This window comes from Pseudobutyrivibrio ruminis (genome assembly GCF_015057245.1).
GTDB lineage: Bacteria > Bacillota > Clostridia > Lachnospirales > Lachnospiraceae > Pseudobutyrivibrio > Pseudobutyrivibrio ruminis_E.
Genome location: NZ_SVET01000015.1, coordinates 14,917 through 35,939 on the forward strand (window position 1 = coordinate 14,917; position 21,023 = coordinate 35,939).

At 40.4% G+C, this 21,023-nt stretch carries 17 protein-coding genes; 1 reads left to right on the plus strand and 16 read right to left on the minus strand.

Annotation, left to right across the window (positions count from 1 at the left end; genetic code table 11):
• Nucleotides 1–106 precede the first annotated feature (106 nt).
• From E7274_RS11365 to E7274_RS11435, 15 genes are all read right to left on the minus strand, one after another.
• Nucleotides 107–763: an alpha/beta fold hydrolase gene (locus tag E7274_RS11365; protein WP_304176037.1), complete on the minus strand. Its 657-nt coding sequence runs from the start codon at nt 761–763 to the stop codon at nt 107–109.
• A 24-nt stretch (nt 764–787) separates the two neighbouring features.
• On the minus strand, nt 788–1,549 hold the full coding sequence (gene dapB / locus E7274_RS11370) for a 4-hydroxy-tetrahydrodipicolinate reductase (RefSeq protein WP_090394942.1): 762 nt from the start codon (nt 1,547–1,549) through the stop codon (nt 788–790).
• A 9-nt stretch (nt 1,550–1,558) separates the two neighbouring features.
• Nucleotides 1,559–2,341 (minus strand): GGDEF domain-containing protein, encoded by a 783-nt coding sequence (locus tag E7274_RS11375; RefSeq protein WP_304176040.1) that lies wholly within the window; start codon nt 2,339–2,341, stop codon nt 1,559–1,561.
• A 51-nt stretch (nt 2,342–2,392) separates the two neighbouring features.
• Entirely contained in the window at nt 2,393–2,872 is a 480-nt protein-coding gene (locus E7274_RS11380) for a cob(I)yrinic acid a,c-diamide adenosyltransferase (RefSeq protein ID WP_044935514.1), read from the minus strand.
• 7 nt (nt 2,873–2,879) lie between these two features.
• Nucleotides 2,880–4,712 (minus strand): translational GTPase TypA, encoded by a 1,833-nt coding sequence (typA, locus tag E7274_RS11385; RefSeq protein WP_304176042.1) that lies wholly within the window; start codon nt 4,710–4,712, stop codon nt 2,880–2,882.
• Between the two features lie 320 nt (nt 4,713–5,032).
• Nucleotides 5,033–6,322, minus strand: coding sequence for a serine--tRNA ligase (gene serS, locus E7274_RS11390; protein ID WP_304176044.1), 1,290 nt, complete (start codon nt 6,320–6,322; stop codon nt 5,033–5,035).
• 54 nt (nt 6,323–6,376) lie between these two features.
• Nucleotides 6,377–8,665 carry a protein translocase subunit SecD gene (gene secD, locus E7274_RS11395; protein WP_304176046.1) on the minus strand — a complete coding sequence of 763 codons (2,289 nt, stop codon included), beginning with the start codon at nt 8,663–8,665 and terminating at the stop codon, nt 6,377–6,379.
• Nucleotides 8,666–8,684: 19 nt separating this feature from the next.
• The gene (scfB, locus tag E7274_RS11400) at nt 8,685–10,067 is read right to left on the minus strand and encodes a thioether cross-link-forming SCIFF peptide maturase (protein ID WP_304176097.1); all 1,383 of its coding nucleotides are present in this window, start codon (nt 10,065–10,067) and stop codon (nt 8,685–8,687) included.
• A 99-nt stretch (nt 10,068–10,166) separates the two neighbouring features.
• Nucleotides 10,167–10,310, minus strand: a complete 144-nt coding sequence (scfA, locus tag E7274_RS11405; RefSeq protein ID WP_033151787.1) for a six-cysteine ranthipeptide SCIFF — start codon at nt 10,308–10,310, stop codon at nt 10,167–10,169.
• Nucleotides 10,311–10,398: 88 nt separating this feature from the next.
• Nucleotides 10,399–11,625, minus strand: coding sequence for a trigger factor (tig, locus tag E7274_RS11410; RefSeq protein WP_304176048.1), 1,227 nt, complete (start codon nt 11,623–11,625; stop codon nt 10,399–10,401).
• A 107-nt stretch (nt 11,626–11,732) separates the two neighbouring features.
• The gene (gene malQ / locus E7274_RS11415; RefSeq protein ID WP_304176050.1) at nt 11,733–13,259 is read right to left on the minus strand and encodes a 4-alpha-glucanotransferase; all 1,527 of its coding nucleotides are present in this window, start codon (nt 13,257–13,259) and stop codon (nt 11,733–11,735) included.
• A gap of 10 nt (nt 13,260–13,269) precedes the next feature.
• Nucleotides 13,270–14,112, minus strand: a complete 843-nt coding sequence (locus E7274_RS11420; protein WP_304176052.1) for a carbohydrate ABC transporter permease — start codon at nt 14,110–14,112, stop codon at nt 13,270–13,272.
• On the minus strand, nt 14,112–14,963 hold the full coding sequence (locus E7274_RS11425) for a carbohydrate ABC transporter permease (RefSeq protein WP_304176054.1): 852 nt from the start codon (nt 14,961–14,963) through the stop codon (nt 14,112–14,114). The genes E7274_RS11420 and E7274_RS11425 overlap by 1 nt, the downstream gene beginning before the upstream one ends.
• A gap of 91 nt (nt 14,964–15,054) precedes the next feature.
• A complete protein-coding gene (locus E7274_RS11430; RefSeq protein WP_304176056.1) occupies nt 15,055–16,371 on the minus strand; it encodes an ABC transporter substrate-binding protein in 1,317 nt (438 codons plus the stop codon).
• A gap of 86 nt (nt 16,372–16,457) precedes the next feature.
• On the minus strand, nt 16,458–17,462 hold the full coding sequence (locus tag E7274_RS11435) for a LacI family DNA-binding transcriptional regulator (RefSeq protein WP_304176058.1): 1,005 nt from the start codon (nt 17,460–17,462) through the stop codon (nt 16,458–16,460).
• Between the two features lie 355 nt (nt 17,463–17,817).
• Between E7274_RS11435 and E7274_RS11440 the strand changes: the two genes are divergently transcribed.
• Complete coding sequence (locus tag E7274_RS11440; protein ID WP_304176060.1) at nt 17,818–19,398, plus strand: DUF5722 domain-containing protein; 1,581 nt, start codon at nt 17,818–17,820, stop codon at nt 19,396–19,398.
• Between the two features lie 188 nt (nt 19,399–19,586).
• On the opposite strand, the gene E7274_RS11445 is transcribed toward E7274_RS11440, so the two are convergent.
• Nucleotides 19,587–20,960 carry a S1C family serine protease gene (locus tag E7274_RS11445; protein ID WP_304176062.1) on the minus strand — a complete coding sequence of 458 codons (1,374 nt, stop codon included), beginning with the start codon at nt 20,958–20,960 and terminating at the stop codon, nt 19,587–19,589.
• Between the last annotated feature and the right edge of the window lie 63 nt (nt 20,961–21,023).

Genomic DNA, 21,023 nt, shown 5'->3' on the forward strand with positions numbered 1-21,023 from the left:
CCCCTGTACTTGCCTAGCGGTGCGTTATATTTTATAACGCATATCTTCTTTTTCATAATTTTATAACAATTTTACCATGGATAGTACACAAACACAAGGAATACTTCTACCTCAAAAAGCCTGAAATGTACTTAAATAAGCGGTTTGTCCCCACTATATAACTGTCATGATTTTCATCTGGTAAGATGTGTAATTCTGCCTCAGGAATGTTGGCAGCTATTTTTTCAGACTCTTTCTCCTTGATGCAATCATCCTCTCCCGCAAATATCATTGCTGGCACCGATATGCGACGCAGATCCGATGGAGAAATATCAGGTTCCTCAAGCATCATAAGAATTTTAGGGTCATTTGTTCTCTTATAATCCTTTTTCATTTCGCGAAGCACTCGGTGATGTATTCCTGACGGTGAAAGATTTGCACCACAGCATACAATACCTGAAAGTAATTTGCTTGCTTTTATAGCGACTAAAAGAGCAATTATGCCACCATCCGAATATCCGATTAAGTATGGCTTTTCTATATCTAAAGCTGTAATAAGATTGATTACATCCTCTGCCATATCTCTATAATGATATTCCTTTGGAGTTGCACTCTCTCCATGGCCTCTTGAATCCATAGCGTAAACTGTATGATACATGCTCATAGTCTCTGCTAAAGCATCAAAATCATGAAGATTTCCGTTATTTCCGTGTATAAGAATAACCGGCGTACCCTCGCCGGTCTTCTCATAGCATATTACCTGTGAATTGAGTTGAATATACATAATTCGCCCTCTATATCTTTCCTCTTATTTCTCAGCAATAACCTGCTTCATATCGTAAAGCCCTGCTGGCTTTCCTGCTAAGAATTTTGCTGCCTCAACAGCTCCCTTAGCAAATACGCTCTTAGAATATGCTGTATGCTTGATAGTAATAACTTCATCAAGTCCTGCAAAAATAACCTCATGCTCACCAACAATATTTCCACCTCTAACTGCAGAAATACCAATTTCGTTCTTAGGTCTCTTTTCTCTTCTATCTGCTCGTCCATAGCAGTACTCATACTTTTCATCTAATGCTTCATTGCAAGCATCTGCAAGTGCAAGTGCTGTTCCACTTGGAGCATCTAATTTTTGATTGTGATGCTTCTCTACGATTTCGATATCATATCCTGCATCTGCAAATACCTGAGTTGCCTTTTTACAAAGATCAAATAATGTATTGATTCCAAGTGACATGTTAGCTGAACGAAGAACTGCTACCTTCTTGCTAGCTGAATCAACATGATTAATCATATCATCTGTAAGTCCTGTTGTGCAAAGAACAACTGGCTTGCCATTTGATTCGCAATATGTCAAAAGGTCATCTACAGCTGCAGCATTTGAAAAATCAATAATCACATCAAAGTCTACATCTACATCTGAAATAGAATCAAATACTGGGTATTCATTTTCAATTCCCTTGAATTTATCTACACCAGCAACAATTGATACTTCGCTGTCAGCTTTACACAAATCAGTAATAACTCTTCCCATGTGGCCGTTGCAGCCGTGCATAACTACTTTTGTCATTTTGTCACCTCAATCTAAAAAACTTATATTACTAGTAAACATCCTAAGTGATTCGTCGTATTCCTCCTCTTTTGAAGGATTAGCTTTGATTTTCATTTCCTTGTACATTCGTTTGTCCTCGTACATGGCCTGATCAGCTTTAACTACAACATCATCAAAATCATCGGATGGATTATACATATTTATTCCAAAGGAGCAGGTGTATGGTGTTTCCTGAAGCTTTAATCTTATATCATGTATAAGCGTTTCAGCCTCATCCTTTGTGGCTTTTATTCCAAGCATCATAAATTCATCACCGCCTGTACGATAAAGAATGAATTTGCTTGATTTAACAGAACGGCATACCTCTGCAAAAGTGAGCAGAGCTATATCTCCTGCCTTATGTCCAAAATTGTCATTGATATACTTTAGGTCATTTAAATCCATTGATATAATGGCCATTTTATTCTTTGAATGTCTTTCTGCGTCTGCATAAAAACATCTGCGTTTGTAGCACCTGGATACAGAATCTATGTTATATCTAGTTGCATACATATACATATACAAAAATAGGATTCCAATAGCCAAAAATGGCAGAATATAAGAAAGAACAGTAACTATTATATAACCTGATGTTGAATAAATTATTGTTCCAAACATGGCAATTAATAGAGCTGTTGCTCCATAGATAAACCTGAATTTGACCTTGTGATCAAAAGCTCTCATTGTAAAAATGAACACAATCAAAGCAATACATGAAAACATGCCAAAAAACAGTCCGCTGCTATTTCCGATTATCCACCCTCTAACCATAGCTTCTCCTCGTAAAAACCCTACAATTGAGAATATAACAGTAGCCAGAGATTATTTCTCTGGCTTAATGTTTAATACACTGTCTGCTATTTCAAACAATCCAGGCGTCATGTTAAGACCTGTCAATATCACATTAGTGAAAACTGACTTGCCTTCTAATACTTCCATTATATCCTGTTCTGAAACGATGCCCTCGTCAACAACGCCGAGGATTTCATCAAGAATGAGTAAATCACATTCTCCTGTGCCAAGAACCTTTTTTGCATAATTCAAGCCATTGAGAATGTTGATTTTTTCTTCCTGCTTTTGCTCGTCTGTAAGATTTTGAAAACCTTCCTTTGAACGCTCAAATCTGAAAAGCTTGATTTCTGGTTCAAGCTTTTCAAGATAGTCTGAATCGTTTTCTGATTTTAAGAACTGGATTATGATTGTACTTCTACCTTCCGAAGCAAAGCGCAGAGCATATCCAAGCGCTGCCGCTGATTTGCCCTGACCGCTTCCGTAGTAAGCCTGTATAGTTCCCTTTTCCATAAATCTCCTACTTTCTAATGCTAGCTCTCTTTCTCATAAGAGGATCAAGGATTCTCTTTCTGATACGTAAAGACTCTGGAGTAACTTCCAAAAGCTCATCTACATCGATGAAATCAAGAGCCTGCTCAAGACTAAGAACTCTAGGTGGTACAAGAGTAAGTGCCTCATCTGCTGATGATGAACGAGTATTTGTAAGATGCTTCTTCTTACATACGTTAAGCTCGATATCTTCAGCACGTGAGCTCTGTCCAATTACCATACCTGAATATACTTTTTCGCCTGGTCCAATGAAAAGTGTACCACGCTCCTGAGCTGAGAAAAGTCCGTATGTAACAGACTCGCCTGTCTCGAATGCAATAAGTGAACCCTGCTTACGATAAGCAATGTCACCCTTGTAAATCTCATAACCGTCGAAAATTGTATTGATTATACCATTTCCTTTTGTATCTGTCATGAACTCTCCACGATAGCCAATAAGACCACGTGCAGGAATCTTAAACTCAATACGTGTATAACCACCTGTGATAGGTGTCATGTTCTGAAGCTCACCCTTTCTCTGAGAAAGCTTTTCGATAACTGCACCAGTAAACTCATCTGGTACATCTACATATGCACGCTCCATTGGCTCAAGCTTGTGTCCCTTTTCATCTGTCTTGTAAAGAACCTCTGCCTTTGATACAGCAAACTCGAAACCTTCACGGCGCATGTTCTCAATAAGAACTGAAAGATGGAGCTCACCACGTCCTGATACCTTAAGTGAATCAGGTGAATCTGTGTCTTCAACACGAAGCGAAACGTCTGTGTTAAGCTCCTTCATAAGGCGCTCTCTGATGTGACGTGATGTAACGTACTTCCCTTCCTGACCAGCAAGTGGGCTATCATTTACAATGAAGTTCATTGAAATAGTAGGCTCAGAAATCTTCTGGAATGGAATAGGATTTGGTGCATCTACTGCACAAATAGTATCTCCGATGTGAATATCTGAAATACCTGAGATAGCTACGATTGAACCAATCTCAGCTGAATCTACATCTACTTTGTCAAGTCCATCATACTCAAATAGCTTTGAAATACGAACCTTATTGTTTTTCTCAGGATCATGAGCATTAACTACTACTGCATCCTGGTTTACCTTGATTGAACCATTTTCTACCTTACCGATACCAATTCTACCAACGTACTCGTTGTAATCGATTGTAGAAATAAGAACTTGTGTAGGAGCCTCTGGATCACCAGTTGGAGCTGGAATGTAATCAACGATTGTCTCGAAGAGAGCTGTCATATCCTTATGCTCTTCATCAAGACTTCTGATAGCGAAACCTTCCTTTGCTGACGCATAAATGAATGGGCAATCAAGCTGCTCATCAGACGCATCAAGATCCATGAAAAGCTCAAGGACTTCATCGATAACCTCATCAGGACGAGCCTCTGGTCTATCGATTTTGTTGATACATACAATAACTGGTAAATCAAGATCAAGTGCCTTCATAAGAACGAACTTTGTCTGTGGCATTGCACCTTCAAATGCATCTACTACAAGAACAACACCGTTTACCATCTTAAGAACACGCTCAACCTCACCACCGAAGTCAGCATGACCTGGTGTATCTATAATGTTAATCTTTGTGCCTTTATAATATACTGCTGTGTTTTTTGAAAGAATTGTGATACCACGCTCACGCTCAATGTCATTTGAATCCATGACACGCTCAGCTACTTCCTGATTCTCACGAAATACACCAGACTGCTTTAAAAGCTCATCTACAAGTGTAGTTTTACCATGATCTACGTGTGCGATAATCGCAATATTTCTAATATCTTCTCTACTCTGAATTGCCATAAAACTTCCTTTTCTACTGCAAACCTATAGTTACAGTAAAAACCCCAAATCCGTCGGTTACGCCTACAAGCATTATATTTCCACGTTCGACAGCACGTCTCACTTAGGAAACATAATAGCTTGATGTCTACCGACTCATTTAACATCCATACCTATCAACCTTTACATAATACAGCGGCATCTCAGTCTTGGCAAGCGCGAGGAGGATATGACCATTATTTTCCGAGTGTAATGAAGGAAAATGATGGTCTAGTAAGCGAAGCTTACATCTGGCCTCCGGGAGCATGAAAAACTAGGATGCCGCATATTTATTGCTAAGATTATTTTTCGGGTACGAGGACTTCTTTGCCACCCATGTAAGGCTGGAGTGCCTTAGGGATAGCTACGCTGCCGTCCTCGCGAAGGTTGTTCTCCAAGAATGCGATAAGCATACGTGGTGGAGCAACTACTGTGTTGTTAAGTGTATGAGCAAAGTACTTTGTACCATCCTCAGCCTTAACACGAATCTTAAGACGACGTGCCTGTGCATCGCCAAGATTTGAGCATGAACCAACTTCGAAGTACTTCTTCTGACGTGGTGACCATGCCTCAACGTCGCAAGACTTAACCTTAAGATCAGCTAAATCTCCTGAACAGCACTCAAGTGTACGTACAGGAATATCTAAGCTACGGAATAAATCAACTGTGTTCTGCCAAAGCTTGTCATAGTACATCTTTGAATCCTCTGGCTTACAAACAACAATCATCTCCTGCTTCTCGAACTGGTGAATACGGTATACACCACGCTCTTCAATACCATGAGCACCCTTTTCCTTACGGAAGCATGGGCTGTAGCTTGTAAGTGTATATGGCAAGTTTGCTTCATCATTAAGTGTATCGATGAACTTACCAATCATTGAATGCTCTGATGTTCCGATGAGGTAAAGGTCTTCGCCTTCGATTTTGTACATCATAGCGTCCATCTCTTCGAATGACATAACGCCTGTAACAACGTTTGAACGAATCATGAAAGGTGGGATGCAATATGTAAATCCTCTGTCAATCATGAAATCACGAGCATATGAGATAACTGCTGAGTGAAGACGAGCAATATCTCCCATTAAGTAGTAGAAACCATTACCAGCAACCTTACCAGCTGCATCCATGTCGATACCATTGAATCTCTCCATGATATCTGTGTGATATGGGATTTCAAAATCTGGAACCACTGGCTCACCAAATCTTTCGATTTCAACGTTGCAAGAATCATCTGGACCAATTGGAACTGAAGGATCAATGATGTTAGGAATCTTCATCATAATTTCTTCAACCTTGTCTGAAAGTTCCTTCTCAACTGGCTCAAGGTCTTTGATACGCTGCTTAAGCTCTGCAACTTCTTTCTTTGCAGCCTCAGCCTCATCCTTTTTGCCTTGTCCCATTAATGCACCAATCTGCTTTGATGCTTTGTTCATCTCAGCACGGAGGTCATCTGCCTCCTGCTGAGCAGCACGTCTCTTGTCGTCAAGCTCAATTACTTCATCAACAAGACCAAGCTTGTGCTCCTGGAACTTCTTTTTAATATTCTCTTTAACTGCGTCTGGATTTTCACGTAAAAATTTAATGTCGATCATATTATATCTCCTAATCTATACTAAATACTTTAATAACTATTTGATGAGTGATAATTAATTCGACTTCTTACCACTAACTCTAAATATGTACCAAAGCTGTGTTGCGATAAAGATAGATGAATATGTACCAGCAATTACACCAGCAAGAAGTGGTAATGCGAACTCTCTGATTGATGAAACACCAAGGATGAGAAGCATAAGTACCATGATTGCTGTTGTGATTGATGTTGAAATACTACGAGACAATGTCTGTGACAATGAGCTATTAGCAAGTTCCTTAAGGTTCTCCGCTGTTTCTGTTCTGATTGCCTTGTGGTTTTCTCTGATACGGTCAAACACAACGATTGTATCGTTAACTGAATAACCGATAACTGTAAGCATACATGCAATAAATGCTGAACCAACTGATATACGTGCAAATGCGTAAAGTGACAATACAACAAGTACATCGTGGATAAGCGCTATTATTGCAGATGATGCAAATCTGATGTCTTTAAATCTGAACCAAATATATACAAGCATGCAAAGTACTGCAACGATAACTGCAATTGTTGACTGGCTGCGCATCTCTCCTGAGATTGTAGAACCAATACTCTGTGAAGTAATTGAATCCTCTGCAACTGAGTACTTTGACTCGAACATTTCATTTAAAGCTGTACGCTCATCAAGTGTAAGTGTACGTGTCTTGAAAATTGCCTGGTTGGTTCCATCAACTGTTGTTGTCTGGATACTGCCCTCGCTAATATCAAGTGCAGAAGCGATATCTGGAACAACGATGTTATCTAACTGCTCAAGTGTATATGTTTCGTTGAAATCAACTGTTGTTGATGTACCACCAAGGAATTCAAGCGAGTAGTTAAGTCCTGCACCATCCTTTGCTTTAAATACGCCAATTGTTACAAAGCCAGCTGCAATGATTGCTACTGAAATACCCATAAAGATTGCTTTCTTTCCAACGAAATCGAACTTTGTAGGTTCCTTAGCCTTACCGTATGCCTTTGGAGAACGAACGCCAAGTGCATAGAAAGAGTTCATAAGGATACGTGTAATAACAAGTGCTGTAAACATTGATAAAACAACACCGAGTGCAAGTGTAATTGCGAATCCCTTTACAGTACCTGAACCGAGGATTCCAAGAACTGCTGCTGCAATAAGTGTTGTGATGTTTCCATCAAGGATAGCTGAAAGAGCCTTTGAGAATCCTGTCTCAATTGCTGAGATAACAGGACGTCCGTTCTTAATCTCCTCGCGGATACGAGCGAAACAAATAACATTGGCATCAACCGCCATACCGATTGAAAGAATCATACCAGCGATACCTGGCAATGTAAGTGTAATATCAAATGCCTTTAAGATTCCGATAAGCATTGCTGTGTAAAGAGCAAGTGCAAGTGAAGCAACAACACCTGGTACTAAGTACATAGCAATAAGGAATAACATAACGATTACAAGACCTACGCCTGCAGCGATGAGTGATGTTCTAAGAGCGTCAGAACCAAGCTGAGCACCTACTACCTGAGACTCAAGCTCTGTAAGCTCGATATCAAGACCACCGATACGGATGTATGAAGCAAGCTTCTGAGCCTGCTCGTATGAATCCATTCCCTCGATGACGCAATTACCATCTGAAATTGCACTCTTTACTGTAGGAACTGAAACAAACTTACCATCATAGTAGATTGCAATTGAATCGCCTGTTAATGAAGCTGCTGTTGTTGCTGCTGAGAATGCTGTTGTTCCCTCATCGTCGAAACGAAGCTGAACAACATACTCTGTAGCGTTTGTTGTCTGGTTTGTCTGAGTAGCTGCCTGTGCGCTAGTAACATTTGTACCAGTTGCAATAACTGAGCCATTATCAATCAATGTATCGATGTCATAGTTAAGTGTGCCATCGATGTTGCCATCTGCATCATAACCGTTGATTGTGTAGTTTGGATTTCCCTCAATATCGTACTGTGTAATGAAGTAAAGTGTACCTGGTGTACCAAGCTCTTCCAAAAGAGCATTAGCATCAGAAACACCTGGAATTTCAACTGTGATACGCTTATCGCCTACACGATAAACATTAGCTTCTGTTGTTGAGCTTTCTTCGCCCAAGTCGTTTTCGATACGCTGCTGAAGCTTAAGGATTGTATCCTCCATCTGCTCGTCAGTAGGTGTATCTCCAACTGCTTCGTATGTAATGCTGACACCACCGTCAAGATCAAGTCCTAACTTAAGGCTGTCGTCAGTCTTATTGATTGTGCCTGTAAGAACAAGTGCTGCATAGTAACCAAGTAAACCAAGGATTACTACGAACGCAACAAGCCAGGCAATACCCTGTCCCTTTTTTAAACGTCTCATTTTTATTCTCCTATTCTATTTATTGTGCCTCAGCCTCTAGCTCGCTTGCGTGAACCTTTAATGCAATAGCACATTCAATACGTTTTTTCTGTAACTCGCAGCCAACGTGATAGTTCCCCAAAATGCTGCCAGTAAAGTTGTATGCATTAGCTGCACAACCGCCACTACAGTAAAATCTTGCGAAGCAATTCTTACATTCTTCCTTAGCGTATACATTGCAGTGCTTGAACTGATTAACAACATCAGTCTTTTTAACTCCGTTATATACATCGCCAAGACAGAAGTCTGTGTTTCCAACAAACTGATGACATGGATAAAGCTCACCAGTAGGTGTAACTGCCATGTACTCAGTTCCTGAACCACATCCTGAAAGACGCTTGTAAACACATGGGCCACCTTCCAAATCAATCATGAAGTGGAAGAAATTGAAATCCTCATCTGTGCCCTGACGTCTCATCATCTCTGCAGCAAGATTATCGTATTCTTCAAAGAGCTTTGGTAAGTCTTCCTCACGGATAGCATAATCATCTGTATCCTGAGCGACTACCGGCTCAACTGAAATCTGCTTGAAGCCTTCGTTTGCCAAATGGATAACATCCTTTGAGAAATCAAGATTGTTTCTAGTGAATGTACCTCTGATGTAGTACTTGTCCTGATTTCTGGATTCTGCCAACTTTTTAAACTTTGGCATAACGATTTCGTAGCTTGGTGCGCCTTTTCTGAATGGACGCATAAGATTATGAATTTCTGGACGACCGTCGCAGCTAAGTACTACATTGGCCATCTCCTTATTTGCAAATTCCTGAATCTCATCATTTAAAAGAACGCCGTTTGTTGTAAGAGTGAATCGGAAGTTCTTTCCTTTTTCCTTTTCAATCGAACGACCATACTTAACAAGATCCTTTACAACCTGCCAGTTCATAAGTGGCTCGCCACCGAAGAAATCAACCTCGAGGTTTCGACGGCTGCCTGAATTAGCAACTAAGAAATCAAGTGCTTGCTTACCAACTTCGTAGCTCATGAGCTCGCGCTTACCTGTGTGGTATTCGCCTTCCTCTGCGAAGCAGTATTTACATGCCAAGTTGCAATCGTGTGTTATATGTAAGCAAAGAGCCTTCACCACTGTAGGGCGTGCTGTAAAATCCGCAATGTGAGGCTCGTAGTTATCCTCTGTAAATAATGAGCCATCGTCAATAAGCTGCTGAATTTCGGATTTGATAGCATTAAGCTCCTCCTCTGAAACTTCTGAATGGCTCTCTTTCATCTTTGTAAAAGCGACCTCTGCGCCATGCTCCTGCCAGAGAGCAAGGTAATCGTATGTGACATCATCAACTACGTGAATCGCGCCACTGTTAATATCTATGACAACGTTATAACCGTTGTTTTTAAACTGGTGTATCACTAAAAATAAAGTCCTTTCATAAACGCACAATAGACCGTTCCCCTAATTTGCATTAGATAGGACCGGCCTTCGCGTTAAATATAAATAATCTTTGTAAGATTAGTTCTTGTGCTCACAGCTCTGGTTACCAACTGTGCAAGATGTCTTGCAAGCTGACTGGCATGATGTCTGGCACTCGCCACATCCGCCTTCTTTAACTGTGTTCTGTAATCTCTTTGTGTTAAGTGTCTTAATGTGTTCCATCTTATTTCTCCTTTTATATTAATTGCTCCTAAGAGCCAAAAAGCTAGAGTAAATTATACTACAGCTAGGTAAAAATAGAAAGTATTTCCTACTGTTCATCAGCTTCTACTTCTACCTCAGATTCCAATTCTTCGTCTGTTACAACTTCTGAATCTTCCTCTGTATCAGCATCTGCATTAAGAACGTTTGTAGAATTAACTACAGCATTCTCTACACAGAAATCTGTTGCCTTTTCTGTACGATATGCAAGCTCAAAATATTTCTGTCCGCCATATCCATCTACAGTGAAATCAGCATAGAATGTATCAAGGTCTGTGTAACCCATATTCTGATAAATTGGTGTGATGAACTCTGTGTAACCCTCTTCATCAACCTCTATACCTTCCTTATTAGCGATTGCTTCAAGGATAAGCTCTGTCTTAGTTGATTCCTTAACATTTTCTGTGAGAGTATTGATTACTTCTTCATAATCATATCCCATAGATGTAAGGTATGCTTCCATTGTTGTGCCGTATGCTTCATACTGCTTACTCTGAATAGAAAGGATAAGATCTACTCTTGCCTGAAGAAGTCCCTCTGGAACTTCTGAAACAGTGCAGTTGTTAATGAGAGCATTTAATACTGCTGTCTCTGTATCATTCTCAAGATTGTCCTCTAATGAAGCTGTATATTCTTCCTTAAGAGCAGCGATATATTCATCAACTGTATCGTATCCGAAATTAGCTGATACTACATCATCTGTTAAATCATCCTCTGACTCAATAGCCTTAGCAATGTAATTAATCTGGAATGTAAACACTACTGTCTGGCCAGCTAAATCTGTATTGCCATATGACTCAGGGAAAGTAACATCATATGCAACTTCATCGCCAACACTGTGTCCTACAAGACCTGCTGTAAATCCATCAATAAATCCTGTAGTACCGCCAGCCATACAATTGCCTGCCACATCTATCATCTGATCCTCTGCCGAACCACCATCAAAAGGCACTCCGTCCTGTGAACCAACATAATCAACATTTACAATGGAATCTTCCTGAACCTCTGTCTGGCTATCATCCTCAGCATAAACAGCCGCAGACTCAATAGTATCTGCTACATACTGCGCAAATCCTTCGTCAGTATACTCATACTCACCTTCGATTGTAACTTCAATCCCCTTGTAATCCCCAAGTGTAACGTAGTCGTCAACATTGTACTCTATCTCTGCTACCTGTGTAGTCTCCTCTGTAGCTTCATCAGATGAACTTCCGCAAGCCACCATAAAAGTAGCCATCACTGTAGCTAAAGCTAATGCTAAAACTCTATTTTTCATCACAAAACCTCCGTCAAATATGCGAATCTTGCGCTATTGTACCACATATACCCCTCGAAATCAAAAAACTACAGCCCCGCATTTGCAGGGCTGTTTTAATTAGTCTATTATTTTTTAGCCTTTGATTTTGCAGGCTTTTTAGGGGTTTCTTTTTTCTTGGTGCGGTCGTACATGACAGACATTTTGTAGATTTTTTCTGCAAGGTCGTCTGTGATTTCGCCATCGATGAGGCGCCACTGCCAGTTGCCTGAGTCTGTGCCTGGGATATTGATACGATTGTATTTGCCAAGGCCAAGGAAGTCTTGCATCTGAGCTACGAAGAGTATGGCCACAGAACTCATGCCACCACGAATCATGCCCCAGTTGAAGCCCTCTGATTTGGAGATGCCAAGATACTTGCTAGCATACTCTTTGTCTTTTTTGTTGGCCTCCTGGTACCATTCCATTACGGTTGCATTGTCATGGGTGCCTGTGTAACATACGCAGTTTTTGTCGTATGTGTGTGGCTGATAGTTGTTAGGTTCTCCAGAATCAAATGCAAACTCAAGGACTTTCATGCCTGGCCACTTGCTGTCATGTAGAAGCTCCACAACAGTTGGAGATGGTTCTCCCAAGTCTTCGGCAATGAATTCGATATTTGGGAATTTTTCAGATAGAAGGCCTACCAAATCCATTCCAGGGCCTTTCTTCCATTTGCCCTTCTTTGCAGTCTTCTGTCCTGCTGGAACAGCCCAATATTCATCAAAGCCTCTGAAGTGATCAATACGCAAAACATCGTAGAGCTTTGCTGCACCTTCAATTCTACGGATCCACCAACGGTATCCATCCTTCTTTAATGCTTTCCAGTTATAGCATGGATTACCCCAAAGCTGTCCATCTTCGCTAAAGTAATCTGGTGGAACACCGGCCACCTCAACAGGATAGTTTTCCTCGTCCAAGCTAAAGAATTCAGGCTCAGCCCAAACATCACATGAGTCAAGCGCTACATATATTGGTAAATCTCCAATGATTTCTATTCCTAAATCATTGATATACTTTTTAAGCTTGGCCCACTGCTTGAAGAATAAATATTGAATATATACAAAGAATTCAATGTCTTGTTCTAATTGCTTTTTGTATTTCTCTACTGCCTCTGGCTTGTGAAGACGAATATCTTCCTCTGGCCACTCCTGCCAACTAAGCTGTCCAAAATGTTTTTTAATAGACATAAACAGGGCATAGTTTTCCACCCATGGATTGTTCTTCTTAAAGTGAGAAATCTCACCTAGTGCATCCTTGTAGCCTCTTTCCTTTGCCTTTTCAAGAATCTTGAATCTGCTGCTGTAGATTTGTCCATAATCCACGTATCTAGGATTTGTTCCCCAGTTTTCAGCCTCTACTTCCTTTTTTGTAAGAAGCTTTTCCTCTATCAGCATTTCAAGATCTATAAAATAAGGGTTTCCGGCAAAAGTAGAAAAGCTCTGATAAGGACTGTCACCATAGCTGGTTGGTCCTAGTGGTAAAACCTGCCAATACTTCTGACCTGAAGCTTTCAAAAAATCTGCAAACTCATATGCTGCCTTACCAAATGTGCCAATGCCATATGCAGATGGCAATGAAGATATAGGCAGTAAAATACCGCTACTTCTTTTCATATTCTCTCTCCTAGCCTTTTACAGCTCCCGCAATTACGCCTTTGATAATATATTTCTGAAGGCAAATGTACATGATGATGATTGGTAAAACTGTCATCATGATGCATGCCATCATTGGTCCCATTTCAACATGTCCATAGCTACCGCGGAAATACTGAATAAGAATTGGAATAGTCATGTATTTCTTGCGGTCTAGAACAAGATATGGTAATAAGTAATCGTTCCAAAGCCACATTGTCTCAAGAATTGCTACTGAAATAAGTGTAGGCTTCAATATAGGTAAAACAATTTGGAAAAATGTCTGGATTGGATTACAGCCGTCAATCATTGCTGCTTCCTCTATTTCCAGAGGAATAGACTTCATAAATCCTGTAAACATAAACACTGCAAGTCCAGCGCCAAAACCTAAATATATTATACATATATTGAATGGTGTATCCAAATCCAATCTATCAGCTGTAGATGAAAGTGTGAACATAAGCATTTGGAATGGTACTACCATTGAGAACACGAAAAGAGCATAGCATACTTTTGAGAGCATTCCGTGAACTCGAGTTATGTACCAAGCGCACATTGATGTACCAACCAAAATAAGCACATCAGATGTGACAGTGATAACTAAGCTGTATCCAAAAGCTGCTGCAAATCCCTTTGAAGCAAGAGCATCCTTATAGTTTTCAAGACCTATAAAGCTCTTCGCATCTGGCAATTGAAATACCGTGTTAGTGCTGATAAATGTATCACCCTTAAGCGAGTTAATTAATATCATAAATACTGGATAAATCCAAAGTACAGCCAAAATACACAAAACAATAAATACAATAGTCTTGGCAATTTTCTCTTTTGCTTTCATTACTGCTGCACCTCCTTTGATTTAGTAAACTTTAACTGAATCATGGAGATAATAATTACCATAATACAGAAGATAACAGCCTTTGCCTGGCCATAGCCCTTCCACTGTGGGCCTGTACGGCTATAGAAGGTGTTGTAGATATTAAGTGCAAGCATTTCAGATGCATGAGCAGGTTCACCACCAGTCAATGCCAGGTTCTGATCAAATAGCTTGAATCCATTAGTGATTGTAAGGAAAGTACAAATTGTAATTGAAGGCATTACATTTGGAATCTTTACTCTGAAAAGAATCTGATTTGTTGTAGCACCATCAATCTTTGCAGCTTCAATATAATCATCAGGAATAGATTGTAAGCCTGCAATGTAGATAATCATCATATAACCAATCTGCTGCCAGCACATAAGAATTGTCAAGCCGATAAATCCATATGTTGCATTAAGTGCAAGAAGTGGCTTTTCCAAAAGTGAAAGGACACAGTTTATAAGAATCTGCCAAATATATCCAAGAACAATACCACCGATAAGGTTTGGCATAAAGAAAACTGTTCTAAAAAAGTTAGATCCTTTAATTTTGTTTGTAAGTGCCAGAGCAATAGCAAATGCTATTACATTTATTAACACTGTGGATACCACAGTAAAAAGCGCTGTAAACCAGAATGAATGCCAAAACTCACTATCTAGTATTGCATACGCGTAATTGTCTACTCCAATAAATGTTGCTTTTTTAATAGTTGTAAATTTACAGAATGATAAATACAAACCTTGTACAAATGGATATATAAAACCGACGCAAAAAGCCGCTAAAGTAGGTAGTACAAATATGGGCCAGTATTTTCTTATAGCTTTCTCCATAGCAATCTCCAATCCCAAAAAATTTGGAGGGCGTTAGGCCTCGCCCTCCTAAGAATAAAAGAAGAAAAAATACTCTAAAAAGAGTCTTTCTTTAGTTATTAGCTGCAGCGTATTCTGATGCCCAGCCATCAACGAATGCTGAAACAACATCGTCCCATGAACCTGTGCCTGCTGCATATGCTGTAAGAGCACTACCTACGCCATTCTTCCATTCTTCTGAAGGCATAGTTGTGAAGTTCCAAGAAACTGGTGTCTTACCTGCTTCTGTGTATGCTCTATCGTTAAGTACGAAAAGGTTAGTTGTATCTGCTGCATTCTTGAAAGGAATTACACCGATGTTCTCAGAAAGCATCTGTGTACCTGCCTCAGATGTAACCATCCATGTAAGGAAATCAATTGTTGCCTGAATATCTTCTTCTGATGCTTCAGAGTTTACACACCAGTAGTTTTCTGTACCTGTGCAGAGTCCCTGATTAGCCTCATCGCCTGCGCCAATGTAAATTGGAATCATTGCAAGCTGATCATCTGTCATACCCTTGTCTGTAAGGTTCTTATATTCCCATGAACCATTCTGATAGAATACTGCCTGGCCTTCTGCGAATTCGTTTTCTGCATCATCACCAGTCTTACCAGCTAACTCAGAAGGATCACATGTTGCATTGTTGATGTAAAGATCCCATATAGCCTTGTAGTTATCAAGGTATGTTCCCTCGATAGCATCTGTAGAATCAATGCCCTTGTCCTGATACTCGAAGTAAATAGGAAGGTTTGCAAGGTGTGTCTTGAATCTCCAATCAGAAGAACCATCCATACCTGCTGATGTAAATGCTGAGAATCCAAGCTCACTTGAACGAGCAGTGATATCCTCTGCAACTGTCTTTAAGTCATCGAAGCTTGCGATATCATCAAGTGTATATCCAGCCTGCTCAAGTAATTCTGTGTTTACGATAAGTCCATAAGACTCGATTACGTATGCAATACCTGCAACAGCATCTCCATCGTAAAGTGCGAATGAATCACTTGTTAACTCATCATAGAGAGATGTGCCCTTAAGGTCATAGCAATAATCCTTCCAGTTAGCGAGACCTACTGGACCGTTTACCTGGAATAATGTAGGAGCTTCGTCTTTAATAATCTCAGATGACAATGTCTCCTCGTATGTACCAGAAGCTGCTGTAATTACTGTTACAGGAACACCTGTCTCCTCTGTGTACTGTGCAGCGATTTCCTGCCAAGCCTCATCTGCCTCTGGCTTGAAGTTAAGATAATAAACCTGTCCGCTTGCACTAGCACTATCGCCTGTGCTTGCAGAACCACCATCACTGCTTTCGCTTGAACCGCAGCCTGCAAATGCAGCTGTCGACATCATTGCGATTAACCCTAATGCCAATACTTTCTTCATCTTCATTTCTTACACTCTCCTTTTTGTGTATGATAATTTCTATGTTTCAACAAAGGACTTTATACCTCCTTTGTAAAAACCAAGAGAATTACCTACTTAAGAGTCTCACCTTCTCTTAAAGTAGTTGGAAGAATCACATGTCTGTACGTGCGTTTTCCATTAATGATATCTACCAACAATTTCACTGCTTCACTGCCCATTTTTTCCATTGGCTGACATAGAGTTGATAACACAGGATTCATGTATTCAGAAGCTTCTATTCCATCAATCGCAATAACTGCAACATCATCTGGCATCTTTTTACCAGCTTCCCTTAAAGCTTTCATTGCCCCCATTGCCATATTATCTGAGATGGCAAATACTGCTGTGAATTCTCTATTCTTTTTTAACCAATCTTTCACGCCTGCATAGGCATCCGCAATATTGAAACTATTGATTTCTATTATCAGATTTTCATCTAGTTGTATTCCAAAATCCTTTAACGCTCTTTTATAGCCGGCAAATCTCACCTGGCTAACAGAGCCATCATCCACGCCAGATAGCAAAACAACTATCTTTTTGTGGCCTTCATTAACCAAATATTCCACTGCATCATATGCAGCCTGGTTATCATCTATACATACACTCGAATAATCAGATTTATCTAATGTTCCATACTGATTATTGAATGTACAACATACATAAGGGACATTGATGCTAGTCATCCGTTCCTTTGTATAATCCAAATTTCCTCCAAGAAAAATCAGACCCTGGAGCTTCTTATCCCTTTCCATTTTGGCTGCGGTCATAATCTCATCCTCGCCTGCTGCGATTTGCTGCATCACCATAGTGTATCCAGCCTTTTCTATGCCACTTCCAATTTCAGTAATAATCTTTGTATAGAATGGGTTGGACAATCCTCTCACCACAACACCTATATTGTCTGATGAAGTCCTACCAAGCTCCCTTGCGCTAGTGTTAGGTATATAGTTGTACTCTTGCACAACAGCTAATACCTTTTCCTTAGCTTCCGCACTTACGTCAGGATGGTCGTTAAGCACCCTTGAAACGGTACTGACACTTACACCTGATAAACGTGCAATGTCTTTAATTGTCATGATTTTTCCTTCCTTTATTGAAACTTAATAGCCTTTTTATTTAACATTCCGGGGCCTAATCCTTCCTGCTAAGAGCTATTATCAGTTTTCTGGAACCGTTACTGGTAACGTTTCCAGCACATGTTGATATTAGCTCTTTATCCCCGTCCCGTCAATATCTCTAAAGGCTTTTCGTCCATTCTCACAAATCAGCTGTGATAATTTTGTGAAATACTTTTGTTTTCTATTTATGTATTTTCTATGTTATTTTTTTGTATATTTTATATTTTCTATGATTTTTGATAATAATCATGATATATTTTTAAGTGACTCCGGCTACCGGAGAAGATTCATCGGCTGAAAGGAGCTATGATATATGAAGATTTCTAAAAGAATTGCTAGCATTGCATTCGCATTAGTTTTTTCGCTTAGTGCATTTCTAGCAGTACCTAGCCTTAACGCAGAGGCTAAAACAAAGTCAGCAGCTAGCGGTGTTACAATCGCTGCAGCTTTGATTCAGGGCACAGATGTTGTGGTTACAACTTCAGGTGCATCATCATCTGAGGATGGTTTATATCACCTTGTTGCATCTGATGCGAACCAGACAGCACCAGCAGGTGTAGATGTAGCACAGGCTACAGCAGCTTCTGGAGCAACATTCTCTGTTCCACTTGGAAAGGGAACTGCAAGCACAATGCTTTTCAAGAAGTTTACTGTTTGTGTTATGAAGGGTGGAGCTCTTTCACCTGTTTCAAACAGCATGTATATTACAAATCCTGAAGGATGCGCTACATATGCATGTGCAAGAATGGATTATGGAAAGAAGGGTATTCTTCCAGCACTTGATGTTGCAACATTTAATAAGAACCAGCCAAGAGACCTTGGTTGCCAGCAGGTTCAGTTAACTCTTCCACTTTCATGGATTTCAAATGGTGGTGGTTCATATAGTTATAACGGAAAGATTTATCACTTTGAGACAGCTAGACTTTCTGGATATGATAACGCTATTAGAAAATACAACGGAATGGGATGCCAGGTTACATTAATTATTGTTGTTGACCAGGCAGCTCAGACAGAATTTATTAATCCTTATTCTTATGATGGATTAGGACTTCACAATTACTATGGTTTGAACGCTTCAACTACTGAAGGTGTAGATATCCTCAGTGCTGCAGCAGCATTCCTTGGCAACAGATACTCAGGCCACGGATTTGGTCAGGTTGATAACTATATCATTGGTAACGAAGTAAATGCTTGGGGCGATTGGAACTACATGAACTGCGGTTCATTAGAAGCCTTCACACAGCAGTATACAAATGCATTCCGCGTTATGTACAACGGAATCAAATCTGAAAACGCAACAGCTAACGTATACGTTTGTACAGATCAGCAGTGGGCTAGAGCCGGCGCAGCAAATTACTATGCTGGTAAGTCTTTCTTAACTCAGTTCAACTCAATGATTAAGGCAGAGGGAAATGTTGATTGGAGACTTGCAACTCACGCTTACATGACACCACTTACAAGTGCAACTCCATGGGCAGCTTCTAGCAGCTTAACACACAGCCAGAGCTCTCCATACATTTCACTTCAGAATATCGATGTAGTAACAGACTTTATGTGCCAGAGCGATATGCTTTCACCTACAGGTGCAGTTAGAACTGTAAAGCTTTCTGAGCAGGGCTACACATCACTTTCAGGTGAGGACCTTCAGGCAGCAGCTGTTGTATACGCATACCTTGTTGCTATGAACAACAGTCATATTGATGGAATGATTCTTTCACGTGAGAAGGATGATCCAGGCGAAATCGCACAAGGCCTTGCCAACGGACTCTGCAACGTAGACGGTTCCAAGAAGATGTCTTACACATTCTACCAGAACTGTGCAGACCCTAATGTAGTAGCACAGGCCAGCGCAATCGCAGGGGTGGACCTCAACACACGTATCACACCACGATAAACCACTACACTAAGAGAGCCATGCCGTTACGGCTACAAGCCTACTGCATGGCTCATATAAAAAAGGCTAGCCAGAATTATCTGGCTAGCCTTAAATTATTATTACGGGTAAGTCGACGCCATTTGATATTTGCCTTCGGCAAAGGCGTCTCCAGTAATACTTATCTTGTGACCAAGATAAGCATTAGCTTATTGTACCGCATCAACCTTGTGGGTGAGGGTTACTTCTACGGTTTCTTCTTCGTAGTTGTTGGAAGCCTTAGCGACAGTGACCTCTACGGTTGTGCCGGCTGGAAGGTACTTCATGATGTTGTTGAGGGTGTTTACAGATGTAACTGTACGTCCGTTGAATGATGTGATTACGTCATCAACTTCGATACCAGCTTCTTCAGCACCTGAACCTGCAACTACCTGAGCTACGTATACACCAACTGGAACATCGTACTGCTCAGACATTTCTGATGTAATATCCTTACCAGCGATTCCGAGGTAAGAAGCATCAAGCTCTGAAACAACATCGTTATCAATCATCTGCTGGATAATATCCCATGCATAAGAGATAGGAATTGCATATCCCATACCTTCTACAGATTCATCTGCAAGCTTAGCTGATACGATACCGATAACTTCGCCTGTGGCGTTAAGTAATGCACCACCTGAGTTACCTGGGTTAACAGCTGCATCTGTCTGGATAAGGCTGTTTGTAACAACATTTCCGTCTTCGTCTGTGATTGAAACCTCACGGTCCTTAGCAGAAATGATACCAGTTGTTACTGATGTACCATAACCAAGTGCGTTACCGATTACGATAGCTGCCTCACCTACTACTGTTGAATCTGAATCGCCAAGAGTAGCAACCTTGATTACTGAAAGAGTATCTGAAGGAATATCTGCTACTGCAACTGCTACAACAGCAAGGTCACATGATGAGTCAGTTCCTTTGATTGTTCCTTCAACAGCTTCACCGTCGTTGAAAGTAATTGTAAGTGTTTCAGCACCTGAAACTACGTGGTTGTTTGTTGCAATGTAGATGTAGTCATCATCCTGTGAAATGATGATTCCGGAACCAGCTGATGTTGTTTCCTGCTGCATTGTTCCGAAGAATGTTTGGTATTCTGTAAGACCTACATTTGTAACCTGTACGATTGCTGGAAGTACGTTTTCTGCAATTTCTGATACATCTGAAGTAACTGTTGTAGATACATTATTTGATGTTGTAGAAAGAGCTGTACCACTTGCACTTTCAGATGAGTCTTCTGTCTCAGTAGATTCGATTGTAGTCTCTGATGATGCAGACATTGGTAAGAATCTATTTGAAACATATACCACTGACTGGAACGCTGTACCTGCAATCAAACCAAATACTAATGCAATTGCAGCTGCACGTCCTAGCTTTGCGCCGAAGCCTGTAGACTTCTTCTGCTTTTTGTTCTTATTACCATTGTCGTAAGGTGACCATTGATAATAGGACTCACCTTGGTTTATCTCGTCCTTCTTGTAGGAATATGAACCGTTGTTGTTTTCTGGCCCATTGTTTGAGCCTCCATTGTATAAATCACTCATAAACTCGCCTCCATTTAAACTTTTAGTAAGAATAACCCAGTAATGTGATAGTCAGGTGACGGT